The organism is Olleya sp. UBA1516 (assembly GCF_002323495.1).
GTDB lineage: Bacteria > Bacteroidota > Bacteroidia > Flavobacteriales > Flavobacteriaceae > Olleya.
In genome coordinates, this window is record NZ_DCQO01000006.1 from 260,504 (window position 1) to 282,110 (window position 21,607).

Below are 21,607 nucleotides of genomic sequence, written 5' to 3' on the forward strand. Positions count from 1 at the left end.
ATTGTATAATTACAATCTATAAATATGTGTTTGATGGTAAATATAAGTTTTTGTTGTAAATTAATTTTTAAAGAAAGTCTAAAATTTTAAATAATTTGAGGACTTAGTTTTTTATAAAATAACTAATATAAAAACTATAATAATTACTTTAAAGTATCGTTTTAAAAGTCATTGTTTAATAGTGTAATATTACTATTTTTGCAGACATTGCTAACAAATGTGGCTTAATTATGAAAATGAATATTTTACGTATTACATTCCTCTCTTTTTTCTTTACCTGTTTATTTGCAAATGCGCAAACAAATACCGTTTTATTTACAGTAGATGATGTGCCAGTTTATACTTCAGAGTTTAAGCGTGTATATAGCAAAAACTTAGATTTAGTCAAAGACGACTCCCAAAAGGATATTGATAATTACTTAGATTTATTTGTTAAGTATAAACTTAAAATTGCTGAAGCTAAGGCTTTAGGAATGGATCAAAAACCAGCTTATTTAAGAGAGTTTTCAAGCTATAAAAGCCAATTGGCTAAAAATTATTTAAATGATAGTAAGGTAACAGATCAGTTAATTGAAGAAGGTTACCAAAGACTTTTAACAGAAGTGGATGCCAATCATATTTTGGTTAAAATAGATGAAAACGCAAGCCCAAAAGATACATTGTTAGCCTATCAAGAAATTAAAAAACTAAGAGATCGAGCTTTAAATGAAGGCTTTGAAGCAGTAAAAAAAGACATACATAATGGTCAAACTTTATTTGCAGAAGAGTTGGGCTTTTTTACCGCATTTAAAATGGTATATCCATTTGAAAATGCTGCATATAATACAGCGGTTGGAGAATGGTCACAACCCTTTAGAACGCAGTTTGGTTACCATGTAGTTTTTGTAAATAACAAACGTAAAAACAGAGGTGATGTTACCGTTGCACACATTATGTTAACGGATGATAAAGCAGAGCAAACAGCCCAGAATAGTATAAACGAAATCTATAAAAGACTAAAGCAAGGAGAAGACTTTAGTGCTTTAGCTAAACAGTTTTCTGATGATAAAAGTTCAAGTAGTAATGGTGGGAAATTAAATGCCTTTTCAGCTGGTCAATTAAGTTCAAAAATATTTGAAGAACAAGCATTTGGCTTAACTAACGTTGATGATGTGTCTAAACCTTTTAAATCAGAGTTTGGTTACCATATTATTAAACTGATAGAAAAAAATGGAATACAACCTTTTGAGGCTTTAGAATTAGAATTAAAAAATAAAATTAAACGTGATTCTAGATCTAAAGTCATTAGTGATAAGCGTATTGAAAATTTGTTACAAACATATAATGTTGATTTGACAACAGTAGACTTAACGCCTATTATTAATATCCTATCGGATGATTATTTTGCAAGTAATTGGACTATTCCTGCAACATTTAAAGGTGAAAAAACACTATTAACTATAGGAACAAAGCAAATACCAGAAATTGAATTTGCTCAATTTTTATTTAAAAGTCAACGTAGACGACAAGCTAAAGTGTCATTAAAACAATTGGCAGAAGATAATTTTAAAGTTTTTGTTGAAAGTAATTTAAAAGCGTATCAAGAAGAAAGCCTAGAGTCTGAAAACCAAGAATATGCACAAGTCTTAAGCGAATATCGTGATGGATTGTTGTTGTTTGATTTGATGGAAAACCAAATTTGGAATGCTGCAAAACAAGATTCAGTAGGACTGTTAGACTATTACAATCAACACAAATCTAATTACTATTATGACACCAGAGTTGATGCGATTGTGGCCTCTTCTGCTAAAAAAAGTGTGATTAAACAAGTGTCAAAATTACTAGAGCAAAATATAGCTACAGATAATATTAAAAAACAAATTAACGCGGACAACCAAATAAATGTTAGTTTTATCATCGATACTTTAGATACAACACATCAAGCACTACCAAAAGGGTTGAGTTTAAAAACTGGAGTTTCTAAAGTCTTTAAGCATAATGATGCTTACAGTGTCGTTAAAGTAAATAGTATATTACCTAAAACTCAAAAAACATTTGAGCAGGCTAAAGGTAGCGTAGTATCAGATTTTCAGGAGCAAAAAGAAAAAGACTGGCTTTTAGAATTAACTAAAAAGTATAAGGTTACAATAAACAAGGACGCATTAAAACAAGTAAAAGAAGAACTTAAATAAATTGAAAAAACTAAGCTACATATTAATAATGTTAGGTGTTTTATGGTCTTGTGACTATTTTAAACCTGCACAACAAGAAAATGCTATTGCTAGAGTAGAAGAAGTTTTTTTATATTCAAGTGATTTAAAAAAGGCCTTGCCAGAAAATTTAAGCCAATCAGACAGTACTATTTTTGCTAATAACTTTATTAATAAATGGGCAACACAACAACTATTTGTGCAAAATGCGCAAGTTAATTTGTCTGATGCAAAATTGGAAAAATTTGATAGGTTAATACAACAATACAAAAATGATTTGTATAGTAAAGCCTATGTGGAAGCCTTGGTATCTAAAAACTTAGACACCACAGTATCTGTAACAGAAGCTGCTGCATATTATGATTTAAATAAAGACGCCTTTAAGTTAAATGAAGATTTAATTCAGTTTAGATATATTAATGTAGAAGCAAATCGCTTAGATTTAGAAAAAATTAAAACCAAATTTAAACGCTTTAATAAGTCAGATAAAAAAGAGTTAGATTCAATTTCAATACAATTTAAATCTTATTCATTAAAAGATTCGTTATGGATAAGGGTTGATCAGGCTATTAATAAAATACCTGTCGTGACATTAGATAACAAAAATGAATTGTTAAAAAAATCTAATTTTATACAACTCAAAGACTCATTAGGATTATATTTGATGCAAATAAATAATGTGTTGTTACGAAACGATACTGCTCCATTGGAGTACGTTAGACCAACCATTAACCAAATCGTTGTTAACAAACGAAAATTGGAATTAATAAAACAATTAGAAAAGGACATTACTAAAGATGCCATTAAAAACAAACAATTTGAAATTTACAATTAAAAGTAAAACGTTAAATGCCTTAGCGTTTATATTATTAGCAACGTTTGCTACTTCGGCTCAAGAAATAATTGACGAAACAGCACAAGAGCAAGTTAAAGATACTACTAATACAGGTGGAGCACTTAAAGTAGATGGTGTTGCTGCGGTAGTAGGTGATTACATTGTTTTAGATAGTGATATTGACAAAATGATTTTACAACTTAAAGCACAAGGTGCATCTATACAAGGTGTATCACGTTGTCAATTATTTGGTAAATTATTAGAAGATAAATTATATGCACATCACGCCATCCAAGATAGTATTGTTATTAGTGATGCCGAAATTCGTTCATACGTAGACCAACAAGTTCAGCAATTTTTACAACAAACTAATGGTAACATGGATGAGTTACTTAAGTTTTATAAAAAAGAAGATGAAGTTAGTTTTAGAGAAGAAATGTTTGAAATTAACAAAAGCAATAAGTTAGCTTCTGAGATGCAAAAGAAAATTATTGCAGATATAGAAGTTACTCCAGAAGAAGTACGTCAGTTTTTTAATAAAATACCAAAAGAAGAACGTCCAAGATTTGGAACAGAATTAAAAGTAGCACAAATTATTGTTGAGCCTAAAGTAAGCGATGAGGAAAAACAACGTGTTATAGATCGATTAAAAGAATTTAAGAGAGAAATAGAAGAAGACGGTAAAAGTTTTAGATCTAGAGCAGCTTTTTATTCTGCAGATCCAGGTTCTAAAAAAGCAGGAGGAAAATTACCTCCAATGAATAGATCTAAACCAAGAATGGTTAAAGAGTTTAGAGATGTTGCCTTTTCTTTACAAGAAGGAGAAATATCAGAACCTTTTGCTACAGATTACGGATACCATATTATCTATTTAGAAAAAATTAGAGGTCAAGAATATGATGTAAGTCACATTTTATTAGTTCCTGAAATATCTGACGAAGAAATTTTAGAAGCCAAAGAAAAAATTGAAAAAATTAAAGCAGACATAGCTAAAGGTGATTATACTTTTGCTGATGCAGCAAGAGAGTTTAGTGACGAAAAAGAAACTAAATACCAAGGTGGTCAATTAATTAATCCACAAACCCAGGATTATAATTTTGAACTAACTAGAATGGATCCAGAATTATATGGTCAATTACAAGGTCTAGAAAACAACACAATTAGTGAGGTGTTAACAGATACTGACAGACAAGGTAATATCAAGTTTAAGTTAGTAACAGTAACGGATAGAATTGATGAGCATGATGCTGATTATGCACGTGACTATTTAAAAATTAAAGAATTAGCTTTAAACGAAAAGCAATTTGATGCTATCGGTAAATGGCAAAACGAAAAAATATTAGATACTTACATTAAAATTAGCGAATCTCACAGAGATTGTGACTTTAGTAGTAACTGGTTAAAAAAATAAGTAAAACATATGTCAGACGTTGCAGCAGTAAAATCTCTGGTAACAAAATATAACGCATTAAGACAAGAAGTAGCAAAAGTTATTATAGGTCAAGATGATGTTGTTAATCAGATTTTAATTTCTATTTTTTCTGGTGGTCATGCCTTATTAATAGGTGTTCCAGGATTAGCTAAAACGTTAATGGTTAATACAATTTCACAAGCACTAGGTCTAGACTTTAAACGCATACAGTTTACACCAGATTTAATGCCTAGTGATATTTTAGGAAGCGAAATCCTAGATGAAAGCAGACAATTTAAATTTATAAAAGGACCAATATTTTCTAATATTATATTGGCAGATGAGATTAACCGTACACCTCCTAAAACACAAGCTGCTTTGTTAGAAGCAATGCAAGAGCGTGCAGTGACTGTTTCTGGACATCATTATAAATTAGATTTACCATACTTTGTTTTAGCAACACAAAACCCTATAGAGCAGGAAGGGACTTATCCACTTCCAGAAGCGCAATTAGACCGTTTTATGTTTGCTATAAATCTTGATTATCCTACTTTTCAAGAAGAAGTAGATGTGGTTAAAGCAACTACATCAGATCATAAACCTAAAGTTAATGCGTTATTTACTGCTCAAGAAATCACAGATTTCCAGCAACTAATTAGACGTATTCCTGTGGCAGATAATGTTATAGAGTATGCTGTAACTATGGTAGGAAAAACAAGACCACTTAGTGAAGCTGCTTCGGACCTAGTTAAACAGTATGTAGATTGGGGAGCAGGTCCTAGAGCTTCGCAAAACTTAATTTTAGCAGCTAAAACACATGCTGCTATTAACGGTAAATTTTCTCCAGATATAGAAAATGTTCAAGCTGTAGCAACAAGTATATTGCGTCACAGAATGATTAAAAACTATAAGGCTGAAGCCGAAGGTGTAACCATCGAACATATTATTAAAAGCCTTTTTTAATATGAGTTTGAAGCAATTTAAAGTTCCGTTGGTGCTTTTAGTTATTGGTATAATATTAACCATAGTAGGAGCCATGTTTAAAATACAACATAAACCTTATGGTAGTATATTATTAACAGCAGGTACTTTTATAGAATTTTGCGCTATATTTTTAGGTATTATTAAATTAATTAAAGTAGCTAGACAATAGTTATTTACCCTTTACTTATTGGAAACTATAACAACATATAAACAAAGAATATTTGGTTTAGATGTCGTTAGAGCATTGGCTATTATTTTAATTATATGCTCTCATGCCACGTTGCTATTATTTCCGGATTCTCAATCCACTATTATAAAAACTATACAGTTTTTTGGAACTATTGGTGTTGATTTATTTTTTGTTTTAAGTGGTTTTTTAATTGGTACCATCTTAATAAAGCATATAGCACATAATAAAACTTCTATTAAAGATTTTATTAATTTTTGGTTACGACGTTGGTTAAGGACTTTGCCAAATTATTATCTGGTTTTAATTATAAATATTGGGTTGTTATTTCTGTTTAATTTGGACGCTCCAAATCAATTATATAAGTATTTCTTTTTTCTTCAAAATTTATCTCAAAAACAACCTGATTTTTTTACAGAATCTTGGAGTTTGACAATCGAGGAATTTGCTTATATAATAGGACCAGTTTGTCTTATTCTATTAGGAGCAATTTTTAAAAAGGTGACAAAATGGATGTTTTTATTAACAACGTTAATCATTATAGCAAGTGCTATTTATCACAGGTTTTTGTTTGATAACATGGCATCAATAACTATTCAAGATTTTTCATGGAGTAAGTCGCTACGTAAAGTCGTGGTCTATAGGATAGATAGCATTTATTATGGCTTTATTGGTGCTTTTTTTGCTTTTTATTACAGTAGTACTTGGGTGCGTTACAAGTATATAAGTTTTATAATTGGTGTCTTATTATTTATCGGGACTCATCTATTAATACTATTTAATCAATTAAATCCAGATAGTTTTAGTACATTTTTTAATGTTTATTATTTATCGCTCTTATCCATAAGTATACTGCTTACATTTCCTATGTTTTCCAATTGGAAATCAAGTCAATTTTTATCAAAAACTATAACTAATATTAGTTTGTGGTCGTATTCAATATATTTAATTAATTACTCCATTGTGTTGTTAAGTATCCAACATTTTACAAAAAACTTAGAACTAACTTATGTAGGTAAGTTTGGTCTTTTATTTTTATATTTAGTTATTACTTTTGTGCTTTCCTACCTACTATTTACCTTTTTTGAATATCCAATTCTAAAATTTAGAGATTCTAAAAGGTACAAGCGATGGTTTGAAAATTAGATTTCTTGTTAATTTATTATTTTATAGTATCTTATTTTATCACTTTACTACATTTAAGTAGTTATTGTTCTTTTTTATTGAATTTAATTCAATGAATATTCAATTTCCTTATATATTTTTAAAATGCTTCAATTTTTCGTAAATTCGCAAGACTTTAAAACAAATTAACAACCCTTAAAATTCATACTATATGGCATTTGATATTGACATGATAAAAAAGGTATACAGCCAAATGACAGAACGTGTTGACGCAGCACGTAAAGTTGTAGGTAAACCTTTAACACTTTCTGAAAAGATTTTGTATTCTCACCTTTGGGACGGAACACCTAATAAAGCCTTCACAAGAGGTAAAGACTATGTGGATTTTGCTCCAGATAGAATAGCATGTCAAGATGCTACTGCACAAATGGCTTTATTGCAATTTATGCAAGCTGGTAAAGATAAAGTGGCAGTACCAACAACGGTTCACTGTGATCACTTAATCCAAGCTAAAGAAGGTGCTGCAACCGATTTAAAACACGCAAATAGCGTAAGTAGTGAGGTTTTTAACTTTTTAGAATCTGTATCTAATAAATACGGAATTGGTTTCTGGAAGCCAGGAGCTGGTATTATCCACCAAGTAGTTTTAGAAAATTATGCATTTCCAGGAGGAATGATGATTGGTACCGATTCTCATACAGTAAATGCTGGTGGTTTAGGTATGGTGGCTATTGGTGTTGGTGGTGCTGATGCAGTAGATGTTATGGCTGGAATGGCTTGGGAACTTAAATTCCCTAAATTAATAGGTGTAAGATTAACAGGTAAGTTATCTGGATGGACTGCACCAAAAGATGTTATTTTAAAAGTTGCTGGAATTGTTTCTGCTAAAGGTGGAACTGGAGCAATTGTTGAATATTTTGGTGAAGGTGCCAAAGCTATGTCTTGTACTGGTAAAGGTACAATTTGTAACATGGGAGCAGAGATTGGAGCAACAACTTCAACTTTTGGATACGATGAGTCTATGGAGCGTTATTTACGTGCTACAGATAGAGCAGATGTTGCAGATGCAGCAAATAAAGTTAAAGAGTATTTAACTGCAGATACTGAGGTTTATGCAAATCCAGAGCAGTATTTTGATCAAGTAATAGATATTAATTTATCAGAATTAGGACCATTATTAAATGGACCGTTTACTCCAGATTTATCAACTCCAGTTGGTAAAACAATGGGAGAAAAAGCAACTGAAAATGAGTGGCCAATTCAAGTAGAATGGGGACTTATTGGTTCTTGTACTAACTCGTCTTATGAAGATTTATCGCGTGCATCATCTATTGCACAACAAGCGTTAGATAAAGGCATAAAAATGAAAGCAGAATTAGGTATTAATCCAGGTTCTGAGCAAGTTCGTTTTACAGCAGATAGAGATGGTATTTTAGGAATCTTTGAAAAATTAGATGCTAAAATATTTACTAATGCTTGTGGTCCATGTATTGGACAATGGGCAAGATATAGCGATCCTAAAAATGCACCAAAAAATAGTATAGTACATTCGTTTAACCGAAACTTTGCTAAGCGTGCAGATGGTAATCCAAATACACATGCTTTTGTAGCCTCTCCAGAGATTACAGCTGCTATTGCAATTGCAGGTCGTTTAGACTTTAACCCTTTAACCGATTCGTTATTAAACGAAAATGGAGAGGAAGTTATGTTTGATGAGCCAACAGGATGGGAATTACCTCCAAAAGGTTTTGAAGTTAAGGATAACGGTTATTTAGCTCCTGATGAAGATGGAAGTGGAGTTGTGGTTAAAGTCGCTTCAGATTCTGAAAGATTACAATTATTAACACCTTTTACGCCTTTAGGGAATGATATTTCTGGTGCTAAATTATTAATTAAAGCATTTGGAAAATGTACAACAGACCATATTAGTATGGCTGGACCTTGGTTACGTTTTAGAGGACATTTAGATAATATTTCTAACAACTGTTTAATTGGTGCTGTTAATGCATTTGGAATGAAAACTAACTTTGTTAAAAACCAATTAACAGGAGAGTTTGGTGGAGTACCAGATACAGCTAGAGAGTATAAAGCAGCAGGAATTAAAACTGTAGTAGTAGGAGACCATAACTATGGTGAAGGTTCTTCTCGTGAGCATGCTGCTATGGAGCCAAGACACTTAGGTGTTGCAGCAGTCATAGTTAAATCTTTTGCTCGTATCCACGAAACAAACCTTAAAAAACAAGGTATGTTAGGATTAACTTTTGCAAATGAAGCTGATTATGATTTAATCCAAGAAGATGATACATTTAACTTTATAGATTTAAATGAATTTGCGCCAAATAGACCATTAACTTTAGAGTTAGTGCATGCAGATGGTAGCAAGGATACAATTGTATTAAACCATACTTATAATGAAGCTCAAATAGCTTGGTATAACGAAGGAAGTGCGCTAAACTTAATTAAAAAAGAGAATAACGCATAATTTTTAATTTTTTATAAATTTAAAACTCCTGATTTTTATCAGGAGTTTTTTTATGATCATAATTTAAAACGATTACAATTTATACGTCTGAATGATAATGACTTAAAGGTTTAATTTTGATTTTATAATATCGTCACTAAAAACTATTTTTATTGAGTATTTTCTATCAAATTGTAGTTTAATTTTGAATAATTGATGGTTAAAATGGAATTTATTTGATTAAAAAGTAAGGTATTGATTTGTTAATCGACTCTTTAAAGAAAAATTAATTAATTAAAACCAAGATTATGATTAGAAAAATGTATTTAGCTGTTTTAGCTTTAGGAGTATTAAGCGTATCATGCAGTAGTGATGACGACGCAACTGCACAACAACCAGAAACGTCTACGTTAACATTAAACCTATCTGATTTAGAAGCGTTGGGTAACGATTTTGTGTATGAAGGTTGGATTATTGTTGATGGATCTCCAGTATCCACAGGAACATTTAGTGATGTTTCGTTTCCAAAAACTTTTCAAGTATCAAGTTCTCAATTAGCTTCTGCTTCAGCATTTGTGTTGTCCATCGAGCCAGCTTTAGATTTAGATCCAGCTCCAGCAGCAACAAAAATTTTAGCAGGAGATTTTTCTGGTAGTTCTGCAAATGTAAACTCAAATTTAGTTGCAGATTTCTCTGCAGCAGCAGGAACATTTATTTTAGCAACACCAACAGACGCTGATGACACTAATGAAGAAAGTGGAGTATGGTTTTTAGATAATGCAACAGGAACAGCTGTTGCAGGATTAGATTTACCAGTACTATCAGATGGTTGGGTATATGAAGGTTGGGCTGTAATTGATGGTACACCAATAAGTACTGGTACATTTACAGATCCAGCTATGGCAGATGCAAATGCATCAACATCACCTTTTAAAGGAGATTTAGGAGATGGTCCAAGTTATCCAGGTGAAGATTATTTACAAAATGCGCCTACAGGATTTGCGTTTCCAACTGATTTAAGAGGCAAAACTATTGTAATTTCAGTAGAGCCTAGTCCAGATAATAGTCCAGCACCTTTTACGCTAAAACCATTATTACAAACGGTAGCAACAGATGCTACTGTGCATACCTCTATAGCAATGGGAACAGGACCTGTACAAGCATTATCAGGAACAGTTAACAGATAAAAACAAATAGTTTTGTTACTTTTGAAGCACCTAAATTATTAGGTGCTTTTTTTATTTTATAGTCATGAAAAAACCTTTGTTTTCGCTTAAAAATATAGTGTACTTAGCTATAGTTTTAATATTAGTAATTCCGTCAAGTAGACAGTTTGTACAAATACAAATCCATAAAGGGTTAGCTTTGTTTGCTCCAAACGTAGAGAATGAAACAGATAGAGTACAAATTAATAACTACAACTGGAATTTAATAGATTTAGATAATAAGGTATACAATTTCCGTCAAGCGGAAAATAAAATCGTTTTGATCAGCTTTTGGGCTACATGGTGTCCACCTTGTATTGCAGAGCTACCTAGTATGCAACAATTATATGAAACCTATAAGGATAAAATAGAATTTGTTTTTGTTTCTAATGAAAAACCTGAAACCATTAAAGCCTTCATGAAAAAAAACAATTATTCTTTTAAGGTTTATAGTCCGTTAGATGCACCTAACGTAGAATTATTTAAAGTAAATAGCATTCCAAGAACGTTTTTAATTAATCAAAAGGGAGACGTTGTAATCGATAAAAATGGTGCAGCAAATTGGAATAGTGATTCGGTTAAATCAATTATCAATAAATTGCTAAAAGACTAAAGTGTTTTGAAAAAAGCTTTTATAAAACTCCAAGAAAATAACGAGGTCATGATTTGTAATTCTTCTTTAAACGACGAGTCTTCATCTAAAAATCTAAACATAGTTTGAATTGAATTTTTAGAGTAAAATTTTTCAAAAATCCATTCACCTTTATGGTTTTCGTCCTTTAAAACTTTTAAAAATATTTTGTCATAAAACTTATATTTTGCTTTAAATAAGTCTGTTGATGGTGTATTGTTTGCTTTAATATTAGCAATTATTGTTGCAACTTTTTTTTCTGTAAACTTAAAAGAATAGCCTGTACTACCTTTTACCCAACCACCTGCTGTTCCAATTTTAGTAATGTTTTTGGTGTTAGATTGCTCAAAAGGGAAATTGGTCATTGGTATTTGACCCATTTCGGTTTCAATAATTTGGTAATCTTCAATTTTCAAAAAGTCTTTTATGTATTTTTTAATATAACTATCATAAACATGTTCTTGTACTGTATGTTCAGTAAAGTAAGTAAACTCTACTAAAGCTTCACGTTTAGTAAAAGGTAATACATAGTTAAAAGTGGTTTGATCTCCATCCTTTAATCTATAATCCATCATGGTAATAGTGTCAGGATCAAAAGCGTCTTCGTTAGTTTTTATTACCCAACCTTTAAAATGTTGTGTTATGGTCGTGTATTGATCTAATCTTGAAATAGCATCATTAGCTATACGACTATCAAATACATGATTGGCAGTATACGAATTTTTATTAGTGTTAACCGTAATAGTATTGTCATCCGTTACAGAGTTTACGGTTTCGGTTATAAATGTTATATTTTTATTCTGTTTAAGAATTGCTAAAGCATGCGAATAAAAATCAATAGCACGAATGGTTTTGTATCTGTAAGGATTAAGCTTTAAATCTATAGTTTTGTTTGATGCAAAAATAGTTGCTTTTGACCATTTTTGGTGAATAACATCTTCCCATAAACCTGTATTTTGCTCCCAAAAACTCCAAGTTTTATCATTACTTGTTTTAGTGGAAGGGTCTATTAAAGCGATACGCTTATTTGTAAAATGGCTGTCATTGTTAAATGCTAAAGCAAGTTGTAAGCCTGCTAAACCATTACCAATAATAATATAGTCATAATGGTTTTTAGACATTATTTAAAAAGTATATAATAATTTATCTTTTGAAATACTTAAACGGTACAAATAACATCCCGAAACATTCACCATCACCTTTACCTAGATGTTTATGATGAATTTTGTGTGCGCGTCTTACACCTTTTGCGTACCAATTATTAGCGTTTCTAAATATTTTAAAACGTTGGTGTATAAAAATGTCATGAACTAAAAAATAGGCTGCACCATATGCCATGATACCTAATCCAATTGGTAGACAATACCAAACGTTTTCGTAATTCCACAGATAAAAACAGGTCATACTTACAATAGCATAAAATATAAAAAATGCATCATTACGCTCAAACCAACTGTCATGATCTTTGTGGTGATGGTCTTTGTGTAGACTCCATAAAAAACCATGCATGATATATTTATGGGTAAACCACGCCATAAACTCCATTGCAGTGAAGGTTCCTATAAAAACTAATATCCAATATATTGCTTGCATTATTATAATAAGTTTAATTGATATTTAACATAGCTTCGTGTTAAGAGTTCTGCTTTTTTATAATTAGGGACTCTAATACGTGTGTTTTTGATTTCTAAAGCTGGTGTTTTTTTTAATTTTTTTAATAATTGATTGTAATAACGGTAAGCCATAAATACACCAAATTTAGCTTCAATAGGTAATTGTTTAATACCTTTTAAGCCTTCATTAAAATCGTTTTCTATATCATTGATGATGTATAGCTTATCGGCTTCAGTTAAATTGGTTAAGTCCGTATTTGGAAAATAGGTTCTATCCAATAATTCGTGATCAGCTTTTAAATCTCTTAAAAAATTTACCTTTTGAAAAGCAGAACCCAAGGACATTGCTGTGCTTTTTAAAGTTTCATACTTTTCGTTATCTCCTTTTACAAATACTTTTAAGCACATTAACCCAACAACATCTGCCGATCCATAAATATAATCCTTATACTCTTGATCAGTAGTATATTTAGTTTTGGACAGGTCTAGTCTCATACTTTTCATAAAAGAGTCAACCATATGCTTATCAATATTGCATTTATGGTAGGTATGTTGAAAAGCGTTAAGTATAGGATTTAAGCTTATCTTATCTCTAAGTGCAAATTCTAAATCGTCTTCAAAGCGTTTAAAAAGCTCTTTTTTGTTGTACTCATGAAAAGTGTCTACAATTTCATCAGCAAATCTTACAAAGCCATAAATATTATAAATATCTTGTCTTATAGTATTGGCAAGCATTTTTGTAGCTAAAGAAAAAGAGGTGCTGTAAGATTGCGTAACAATCTTGCTACAGTCGTATGATACAGAATCGAATAATGTTTTCATTTTAAACGTTATGATGTTTATTAATTAATTCTGCTACTAGTTTACCCGAAATAAGAGCAGGAGGGACACCTGGTCCAGGAACTGTTAATTGTCCTGTAAAGTAGAGATTTTTCAGTTTATTACTTTTTAAATTAGGCCTTAAAAAGGCAGTTTGTAGTAATGTATTTGCCATTCCGTAGGCATTACCTTTATATGAATTGTATTCTTTTATAAAGTCTTTAACACAAAAGGACTCTTTAAAGATAATATTATTTTTAACATCTTGTTTTGTTAATTTCTCAAAACGTTCTAAAATAATATTTAGATATTTTTCTCTTATCTCAGTAGTATCTTCAATTCCTGGAGCTATAGGTATTAAAAAGAAGCCAGTTTCTGATCCTTCTGGTGCCATACTGTGATCCGTTATGGATGGAAAATTAGCATAAAACAAAGGGTCTTTTGGCCAACTTGGATTGTCGTAAATTTCTTCAGCGTGTGTCTCAAAATTTGTATCGAAAAACAAATTGTGATGCTGTACATTGTTTAATTTTTTGTCAAAACCGATGTAAAAAAGTAAAGATGAAGGCGCAAATGTCTTTTTGCTCCAATATTTTTCTGAGTATTGTCTGTGTTGTATGTCTAATAATGTTTCGGAATGATGATAATCTGCACCACTTAAAACTACATCAAATTGAAGTGTTTGGTTGCCAACAATTATTGCTGTTGCTTTTTTGTCTAACACATTAATTTTAGCTACAGGACTATCGGTTTTTATAGTAACGCCTAAGCTTTTAGCCAATGATGACATGGCTTTGATAATCTCATACATTCCGCCTTTGGGATGCCATGTACCTAAACCAAAATCGGCATAATTCATAAAATTATAAAACGATGGTGTTTTGTTTGGTTTGGCACCAAGAAATAAAACCGGAAACTCTAAAGTTGAAATTAATTTAGGATTTTTAAAGTTTTTTCTAACATCTCTGCTAATGGTTTTAAAAAATTGGTCAACACGCATTATAGTTTCTGGTGTGACTAATTCTAAAGGTGATATTCCAGGCTTTAATACCACTTTATTAATAGCGATATCATAATTAGTGGCAGCTTTATTAATAAACTTTTTTAACGGAACGGAACTACCTTTTTCTATACGTTCAAACTCAATACATATTTTTTCTAGGGTATCACCAATGGTAATTTCGTCATCTTTAAAAAATATTTTATAAGCAGGCGAAAGTTTATCTAATTGATAAAAGTCAGATGTTTTTTTATTGAAGTCTGCAAAAAACTTATCAAAAATATCTGGCATCCAATACCAACTTGGACCTATGTCAAAGGTAAAGCCTTCTTTTTTTAACTGTCTACAACGACCACCAACAGTACTATTTTTTTCAAAAATAGTTACGTTATGTCCAGATTGCGCTAAGTAACAAGAGGCTGAAAGTGCTGAAAATCCAGAACCAATAATTGCGATATTTTTACCCATTTATGCTAAAACGTGTTGTAAAGATTCAAGAACCTCTTTAGTGGATTGATACGATGCTATTTTAGGGTTGAAAGTATTGTCTATAAAAGCAGTCATTCTTCCTGAAATTATTAATTTGTTGTTTGTGTTTTTCAATATTTTGGAATTAAAATCAGCTAAATATTGGTTAATGTCGTCTTTTTCAGGCTTAACCGTAAAACACGAAATAAAAGTTACGCTATCGTATTGTGATTTTAAAAATTCTAGACTGTCTAAAGGGACACTTTGTCCTAGATATATTGAGTGAAATCCTCTGTTAATTAATTCGTAATTGGTAAACAGTAAACCTAATTCATGTACTTCATTATCTGGTAAAAACAACACATACACTTCACTATTATCTACTAGGTTCTTTTTGTTTAAAGAGGTTTCTATGTTATAAACAATCTTTTGTTTAATAAGTTCTACTATAAAATGCTCATGCGCAGGCGTGATGGTGTCTGTTTGCCACAACATACCAATTTCATCTAATAATGGCACAAATACTTTATAGAAAATATCACTAAAGCTTAACTCTGTTTTTAAATCTTCGTAAGTTGTAAAAAATAACGATTGATCAAAATTGAACATAGCCAATTTTAAAGCATTAATGTAATGGTTATTACCCTCTTTTTTTTCGGCAATTTGTCTTACAATAGTTGGTATATCTTTGCTATCCAAATTAGCTATTTTAGATATTTTATAACCGTTATTGTTTAGGTAGCTAATGTTTAATATTTTTTGAAGACTAGATAAGCTGTAATATCTAATATTAGTTTCTGTTCTGTTAGGTTCAAATAGATTGTAGCGCTTTTCCCATATTCTGATGGTGTGCGCTTTGATTCCTGAGAGGTTCTCAAGATCTTTAATACTAAATTTAGTTTTTATATTGTTCATTGTTTAGCTAAATTAATTAAACAAAATGAATTTGAGCTATAAAAACGTGAACATTTTGAAATAATTAACAAACTGCATCTTTTAATGCGGTTTTAGATTAAAAGTTTTTAAGAAATAAAATGTATATCGGTTCCTAATGTTAGGTGTGAAGCAAAAAAAAAGCTAAGCAAGATGCTTAGCTTTTTGTGACCAGACTGGGGCTCGAACCCAGGACCATCTCCTTAAAAGGGAGATGCTCTACCAACTGAGCTATCTGGTCAGTAAAACAATTTTTATATTTTGTAATAGTCACAAAATTAATTCAAACAATAGCTTGAAAATAAGTGACCAGACTGGGGCTCGAACCCAGGACCATCTCCTTAAAAGGGAGATGCTCTACCAACTGAGCTATCTGGTCATTTGTTTTACGAGGGTGCAAATATAATAGCTTTTATTAATAATACAAGGCTATTTTTGTTTTTTTTTTTTGTTTTTTTGTTTCTCAAATATGTATGGTTTTAATAATCAATTTATAAGCTTAAAAATGAATTTAATTTTTATTGGATATATGGCTTCCGGAAAGTCAACAATTGGTCAGAAAATGGCAGAAAAAATGGGATTTAAATTTATTGATTTAGATAATTATATTGAGGAGTTTGAAAAAATGAGTGTTTCTGATATATTTAAAACTAACGGAGAAATCCATTTTAGAAAACTTGAGCAGACCTATTTAAAACAAATAACCTCCAATACAGATCAAACAATAATTGCGCTAGGAGGAGGTACACCTTGTTTTTACAATACTATGGAATGGTTAAATAAACTAGATAATTTTAAGACCGTATATTTAAGAACTAATTTAGATATTTTGACAGACCGATTATTTTTAAATAAAACAAGACCATTAATTAGTCATCTAGAGACTAAAGTTGCTTTAAAAGACTTTATTGCTAAACATTTATTTGAGCGCTCTTATTTTTATAATCAGGCAAGTGTAGTTGTTGAAGCTACTAATAATGAAGAAGAGACAATAAATAATATTTTAAAAAAGTTAATTTAAATAAGCTTTCCATTCTTTACCTTCTAGATCCACCTGAACATGCTCATTTAACGAGGTTGACAACGATATACCCTTATAATCTGCTTTAACCGGAAATTTTTTATGATTTCGGTTTACTAAAACAGCAGTTTTAAATTGTTTTAAAGGGACTTCTAAAAAATGTTTTACACAGTAAATTAAGGTAGTACCTGAATTTAACACGTCATCAATTAAAACAACCGATTTGTTTTGATATTGTTCCGGTTTTAGAGAGGTCTTTATTAGGTCTCTAGGGTTTTTCTTGTCTATGGATATTTTACAAAGCGTTGGTTGGATTGGAGATATTTTTGCTAAAATGGTTTTCAGTTTTTTTGCTAAAATATAACCATTCGCATCTATACCAGCTAAGACAACTTCTTCCTCGTTTATATTTGCCTCATATATTTGAAAAGCAATTCGTCTTAACTTATTATTAATGGCACTATTATCTAATATTACATCTTTTAAAACACTCATAATACTATTGCTCGTTTTCTGCGTTTAAATTGTCTAAATCTCTTCTGTCTTTTTTTGTTGGTCTTCCAACACCTTTTTTTCTGTAATAATCCTTGGCTAATTTAAGCATTTCTTGTGCTTCAAAAGCGGACTTAGGAGTGTTATCTACACGATAAATATCGACAAGTTTAGCACCAACCCTGTTTGGAGGAATATCTAAAACGGTCAATTTATAATTAACTTGGTCTTTTCTAAGTTCAATTATATCTGTTGGATAAACTTCTCTACTAGCTTTAGCTACACTACCATTTACCTTAATATGGCCTTTTTTACATGCAGTCGTTGCTATGTTTCTTGTTTTAAAATGTCTAACACACCATAAATACTTATCTACTCGCATACAAATTATCTAAAATTGACGTTAAGGTTATTGTGCAAAATTATATTAAAATGTATCTTGCACATCAAAAATAAGAATAATGAATTTAAGAAAAATCACTTTTGCGTTATTAGTTGTGTTAGTTACTGCATTTTCATGTGGTACAGATGATGGAGATACATTTACTTTTGTGCCTAGAGATAGCCAAGAGGTTTATGATGAGAACATTGTTGAGATAGAGGCGTTTTTAGCAACACATACATATAATTATGACGAATTTGATTTTGCTAATCCATACTCATTAGCTAACGATACGTTTAAAATTGTTTTTGATACAATTAGTGAAGCAAATAACAACTTAGATGCGATAGCATTACTAGATAGACCAGAGTTACTATTTAAAACGGTTACTCAAGGTGATGTAGATTATAAACTATATTATTTAAGTGTTAGAGAAGGTTTAGGACAAGCAACACACCCTTTGGATGCAGTAAATGTAACATATACTGGTACTTTATTGGATGGGACAGAGTTTGATGGAGCAGATGTTGATGGTCTTACTTTTAATTTATCATCTGTAGGTTCTTCTTTTGGAGTAGTTGATGGTTTTAGAGAAGCTTTAGTTGAATTTAGAATGCGTGATGGCTATACTGAAAATGGTGATGGAACTACAACAAACCATAACTATGGTATTGGAGCAGCTTTTATTCCTTCTGGTTTAGGTTATTTTTCAACAGGAACGACATCTATACCAAGTTATTCTCCTATTAATTTTACATTTGGGTTACTAACTAGAATTGATACCGATTATGATTTAGATTCAATCCCTTCACATTTAGAAGATTTAGATGGTGATGGTGATGGTTTAAATGAAGATACTGATGGTGATGGCGTAGCTAACTTTATTGATAATGACGATGATAATGATGGTGTATTAACTATTGATGAAGATATCGATCAAGATGGAGACCCAACTAATGATGATACTGATGGAGACGGAATACCAAACTATTTAGATTTTGATACTAATTTATCAAACTAAAAATTAAATATTACAAAAAAAAAAGAGCCACTTTATAAAGTGGCTCTTTTTTTTATGATTGTTTGAAATTTATAACATTACAGATATACTAAGTATTAGTTGTTCTGGTCGCGTATCTAATCTATTTGGATTTAATACAGATACATTATTATTAATAATAGTCGCTTCGTTATTATTAAAGCCTCTCTCGTATCTTAAATCTATACCAATCTTATCTAAGCTTAATCCGATTCCAAAATTTAATCCTACAGAAAAGTCATCTTCTATAGTGTCAATTGTAGCATTTTCAAATTCGCTATCCATTATATATTGTAAAGATGGACCTGCAAAAACATGTATAGGACCTAAAACTTTTAAGCCAATTAACAATGGAGCGTCTAATTTTTGTAATTCAAATTCGCCAGCAGTATAATCGCTTTTTGTAGTAGTATAAACCAATTCTGGTCTAAAGTATATTTTGGCGCCTATTTTTCCAAAAACACCAACGTGGTAGCCAACGCTTCTGTCTGGATTTTGGTAACTGTTAGAAATAGACTCAAAGTAATCTCCATTACCATTGTAATTTACACCACCTTTAAAACCAAATCCATTACCATTTTGAGCATAACCTAAAGCTGAAAATATAAGTATTCCAATAAATGCTAAAATTACTTTTTTACTTACGTTTGAATTATAACCTAAGCCATTCTGAAATTTTTGTAAAATGTTCATAATTGTCGTTTTTTGATTAACACTAGTTATAACGATAATTATGCCAAATTATTTGAATGGTTAATAGACAGGGTTTTACAAAATAAAAAAGCGTTTAAAACCTTATGTTTTAAACGCTTTACTATATAATGAGATAATATTTTTACTTTCTTGTAATCACTTTTTCTGCAGCTTTAACAATAGCATCAGCATTTAAACCATACTTTTCCATTAATTGCGCTGGTGTACCTGACTCACCAAAAGTATCGTTTGTAGCAATAAACTCTTGTGGTGTAGGTTGATGTTGTGATAAAACACGTGCAACACTTTCTCCTAATCCTCCTAAGTGGTTATGCTCTTCAGCAGTAACAACACATTTAGTCTTTTTAACAGACTCTATAATAGCGTTAGCATCTAATGGCTTTATAGTATGTATGTTTATTACTTCAGCAGAAATACCCTTATCATTTAAAGTTTTTGCAGCTTCTAAAGCTTCCCAAACTAAATGTCCAGTAGCAACAATGGTTACATCAGTACCTGTTTGTAATTGTACAGCTTTACCAATTTCAAAAGTTTGATCTTCTGGAGTAAAGTTAGCTACTTTTGGACGTCCAAAACGTAGGTAAACTGGTCCTTCATGACTTGCAATTGCTATAGTAGCAGCTTTGGTTTGATTGTAATCACAAGTGTTTATTACAGTCATACCTGGTAACATTTTCATTAATCCAATATCTTCAAGTATTTGGTGTGTTGCACCATCTTCTCCTAAAGTTAAACCTGCGTGAGATGCACATATTTTAACGTTTTTGTCAGAATATGCAATACTTTGTCTAATTTGATCATAAACACGACCTGTAGAAAAGTTAGCAAATGTACCTGTAAAAGGAATTTTTCCTCCAATAGTTAAACCTGCAGCAATACCCATCATATTAGCTTCTGCAATTCCAATCTGAAAAAAACGTTCTGGGTTTTCTTCAATAAACTGATCCATTTTTAAAGACCCAATTAAATCTGCGCAAAGTGCTACAACATTAGGATTTGTTCTTCCTAACTCTGTTAATCCGTCTCCAAAACCTGATCTTGTATCTTTACTTCCTGTATTTGTATATGTTTTCATGTTGTCTTAATTCAAATTGATTAATAGTCGCCTAAAGTTTCAGGGTTTTGCTTTAATCCAATAGCTAATTGCTCGTCATTAGGTGCTTTACCATGCCAAGCATGTGTATGCATCATAAAATCTACACCATTACCCATTATTGTTTTTAGTAATACACAAACAGGTTTTCCTTTACCTGTTAAACTTTTTGCTTCTGCCATTCCTTTTAAAATAGCATCAATATTATTACCAGCTTCAATGTCTATAACTGTCCATCCAAAAGCTTCAAATTTAGCTCTAAAACTTCCCATTGGTAATACGGTATCTGTTGATCCATCAATTTGCTGTCCATTTAGATCAATAGTTGCAATAATGTTATCTACTTTTTTAGCAGATGCATACATAATTGCTTCCCAGTTTTGACCTTCTTGCATTTCGCCATCTCCATGTAAGCTATATACTAAATGTTTGTCTCCATTTAATTTTTTTGCTTGGGCAGCACCTAAAGCAACACTTAGACCTTGACCTAAAGATCCTGATGCAATCCTAACACCTGGTAGTTTTTCATGTGTTGTTGGGTGACCTTGTAGTCTTGTGTTAATTAATCTAAAGGTGTTTAATTCTTCTACAGGAAAATAACCCGTTCTAGAAAGTACACTATAAAATACAGGTGAAATATGTCCATTTGATAAAAAGAAAAGATCTTCTCCAATGCCATCCATATCAAAACCTTCTTTTCTATCCATGATGTTATCATAAAGTGCTACTAAAAATTCTGCGCAACCTAATGATCCTCCTGGATGTCCAGAATTTACTTTGTGTACCATACGTAAAATGTCTCTACGTACCTGTGTGGTTAAATCTTCTAATTGTTGTGTGCTTGCCATGTTTTATGGGTTAAATATTTTGTTCCAAAATTAGGATTTTAATAGCCCACAACCAAGATTATTAAGGACACTTATTAACCAAATGGCTAGATTTCTTAACAATTCATTCATTTTAAAAAAAGTATTAACAAAATTTTCAATTTTAGGAAGTATTTAA

21 protein-coding genes and 2 tRNA genes are annotated in these 21,607 nt (G+C 31.1%); 11 read left to right on the plus strand and 12 right to left on the minus strand.

Features of this window, described 5'->3' with window-relative positions:
- The first annotated feature begins 230 nt into the window (after positions 1–230).
- The 9 genes from B2989_RS03560 to B2989_RS03600 all read left to right on the plus strand — a co-directional run bounded on the left by B2989_RS03560 (position 231) and on the right by B2989_RS03600 (position 11,010).
- Positions 231–2,171 carry a peptidylprolyl isomerase gene (locus tag B2989_RS03560; RefSeq protein ID WP_292944232.1) on the plus strand — a complete coding sequence of 647 codons (1,941 nt, stop codon included), beginning with the start codon at positions 231–233 and terminating at the stop codon, positions 2,169–2,171.
- 1 nt (position 2,172) lies between these two features.
- Complete coding sequence (locus tag B2989_RS03565) at positions 2,173–3,024, plus strand: peptidyl-prolyl cis-trans isomerase (RefSeq protein ID WP_292944235.1); 852 nt, start codon at positions 2,173–2,175, stop codon at positions 3,022–3,024.
- The gene (locus B2989_RS03570; protein WP_292944238.1) at positions 2,987–4,435 is read left to right on the plus strand and encodes a peptidylprolyl isomerase; all 1,449 of its coding nucleotides are present in this window, start codon (positions 2,987–2,989) and stop codon (positions 4,433–4,435) included. The genes B2989_RS03565 and B2989_RS03570 overlap by 38 nt, the downstream gene beginning before the upstream one ends.
- A gap of 9 nt (positions 4,436–4,444) precedes the next feature.
- Positions 4,445–5,398, plus strand: a complete 954-nt coding sequence (locus tag B2989_RS03575; RefSeq protein WP_145000073.1) for an AAA family ATPase — start codon at positions 4,445–4,447, stop codon at positions 5,396–5,398.
- Between the two features lies 1 nt (position 5,399).
- Positions 5,400–5,588 (plus strand): GldL-related protein, encoded by a 189-nt coding sequence (locus tag B2989_RS03580; RefSeq protein WP_292944242.1) that lies wholly within the window; start codon positions 5,400–5,402, stop codon positions 5,586–5,588.
- Between the two features lie 18 nt (positions 5,589–5,606).
- A complete protein-coding gene (locus B2989_RS03585; protein WP_292944244.1) occupies positions 5,607–6,752 on the plus strand; it encodes an acyltransferase family protein in 1,146 nt (381 codons plus the stop codon).
- A 190-nt stretch (positions 6,753–6,942) separates the two neighbouring features.
- The gene (locus tag B2989_RS03590) at positions 6,943–9,213 is read left to right on the plus strand and encodes an aconitate hydratase (protein ID WP_292944246.1); all 2,271 of its coding nucleotides are present in this window, start codon (positions 6,943–6,945) and stop codon (positions 9,211–9,213) included.
- Between the two features lie 287 nt (positions 9,214–9,500).
- The gene (locus B2989_RS03595; protein WP_292944249.1) at positions 9,501–10,379 is read left to right on the plus strand and encodes an anti-sigma factor domain-containing protein; all 879 of its coding nucleotides are present in this window, start codon (positions 9,501–9,503) and stop codon (positions 10,377–10,379) included.
- A gap of 64 nt (positions 10,380–10,443) precedes the next feature.
- A complete protein-coding gene (locus B2989_RS03600) occupies positions 10,444–11,010 on the plus strand; it encodes a TlpA family protein disulfide reductase (RefSeq protein WP_292944252.1) in 567 nt (188 codons plus the stop codon).
- On the opposite strand, the gene B2989_RS03605 is transcribed toward B2989_RS03600, so the two are convergent.
- From B2989_RS03605 to B2989_RS03635, 7 genes are all read right to left on the minus strand, one after another.
- Positions 11,007–12,149 (minus strand): lycopene cyclase family protein, encoded by a 1,143-nt coding sequence (locus B2989_RS03605; protein WP_292944255.1) that lies wholly within the window; start codon positions 12,147–12,149, stop codon positions 11,007–11,009. The two genes, B2989_RS03600 and B2989_RS03605, sit on opposite strands and share 4 nt — an antisense overlap.
- A gap of 22 nt (positions 12,150–12,171) precedes the next feature.
- Positions 12,172–12,621 (minus strand): sterol desaturase family protein, encoded by a 450-nt coding sequence (locus B2989_RS03610; RefSeq protein WP_292944257.1) that lies wholly within the window; start codon positions 12,619–12,621, stop codon positions 12,172–12,174.
- Between the two features lie 2 nt (positions 12,622–12,623).
- Positions 12,624–13,463 carry a phytoene/squalene synthase family protein gene (locus B2989_RS03615; RefSeq protein WP_292944260.1) on the minus strand — a complete coding sequence of 280 codons (840 nt, stop codon included), beginning with the start codon at positions 13,461–13,463 and terminating at the stop codon, positions 12,624–12,626.
- A 1-nt stretch (position 13,464) separates the two neighbouring features.
- Positions 13,465–14,928, minus strand: a complete 1,464-nt coding sequence (locus B2989_RS03620; protein ID WP_292944263.1) for a phytoene desaturase family protein — start codon at positions 14,926–14,928, stop codon at positions 13,465–13,467.
- Positions 14,929–15,843, minus strand: a complete 915-nt coding sequence (locus tag B2989_RS03625) for a MerR family transcriptional regulator (protein WP_292944266.1) — start codon at positions 15,841–15,843, stop codon at positions 14,929–14,931.
- 186 nt (positions 15,844–16,029) lie between these two features.
- Positions 16,030–16,102: transfer RNA gene (locus B2989_RS03630), tRNA-Lys, on the minus strand.
- A 65-nt stretch (positions 16,103–16,167) separates the two neighbouring features.
- A tRNA-Lys gene (locus B2989_RS03635) sits at positions 16,168–16,240 on the minus strand.
- A 126-nt stretch (positions 16,241–16,366) separates the two neighbouring features.
- Here B2989_RS03635 and B2989_RS03640 point away from each other — a divergent pair.
- Positions 16,367–16,882, plus strand: coding sequence for a shikimate kinase (locus B2989_RS03640; protein WP_292944269.1), 516 nt, complete (start codon positions 16,367–16,369; stop codon positions 16,880–16,882).
- Here the strand turns inward: B2989_RS03640 and B2989_RS03645 are convergent.
- Both B2989_RS03645 and B2989_RS03650 read right to left on the minus strand, forming a co-directional pair.
- Positions 16,874–17,377, minus strand: coding sequence for a phosphoribosyltransferase family protein (locus B2989_RS03645; RefSeq protein WP_145000048.1), 504 nt, complete (start codon positions 17,375–17,377; stop codon positions 16,874–16,876). The two genes, B2989_RS03640 and B2989_RS03645, sit on opposite strands and share 9 nt — an antisense overlap.
- Positions 17,378–17,381: 4 nt before the next feature.
- Positions 17,382–17,756 (minus strand): RNA-binding S4 domain-containing protein, encoded by a 375-nt coding sequence (locus tag B2989_RS03650; RefSeq protein ID WP_145000046.1) that lies wholly within the window; start codon positions 17,754–17,756, stop codon positions 17,382–17,384.
- A 79-nt stretch (positions 17,757–17,835) separates the two neighbouring features.
- Here B2989_RS03650 and B2989_RS03655 point away from each other — a divergent pair, with 79 nt between their 5' ends.
- Positions 17,836–18,777: an FKBP-type peptidyl-prolyl cis-trans isomerase gene (locus B2989_RS03655; RefSeq protein WP_292944277.1), complete on the plus strand. Its 942-nt coding sequence runs from the start codon at positions 17,836–17,838 to the stop codon at positions 18,775–18,777.
- A 69-nt stretch (positions 18,778–18,846) separates the two neighbouring features.
- On the opposite strand, the gene B2989_RS03660 is transcribed toward B2989_RS03655, so the two are convergent.
- The 3 genes from B2989_RS03660 to B2989_RS03670 form a co-directional block, all read right to left on the minus strand.
- Positions 18,847–19,488, minus strand: coding sequence for an outer membrane beta-barrel protein (locus B2989_RS03660; protein ID WP_292944280.1), 642 nt, complete (start codon positions 19,486–19,488; stop codon positions 18,847–18,849).
- A gap of 142 nt (positions 19,489–19,630) precedes the next feature.
- Positions 19,631–20,584, minus strand: a complete 954-nt coding sequence (locus tag B2989_RS03665) for a transketolase family protein (RefSeq protein WP_145000041.1) — start codon at positions 20,582–20,584, stop codon at positions 19,631–19,633.
- Positions 20,585–20,604: 20 nt separating this feature from the next.
- Positions 20,605–21,450: a transketolase gene (locus B2989_RS03670; protein WP_292944285.1), complete on the minus strand. Its 846-nt coding sequence runs from the start codon at positions 21,448–21,450 to the stop codon at positions 20,605–20,607.
- Between the last annotated feature and the right edge of the window lie 157 nt (positions 21,451–21,607).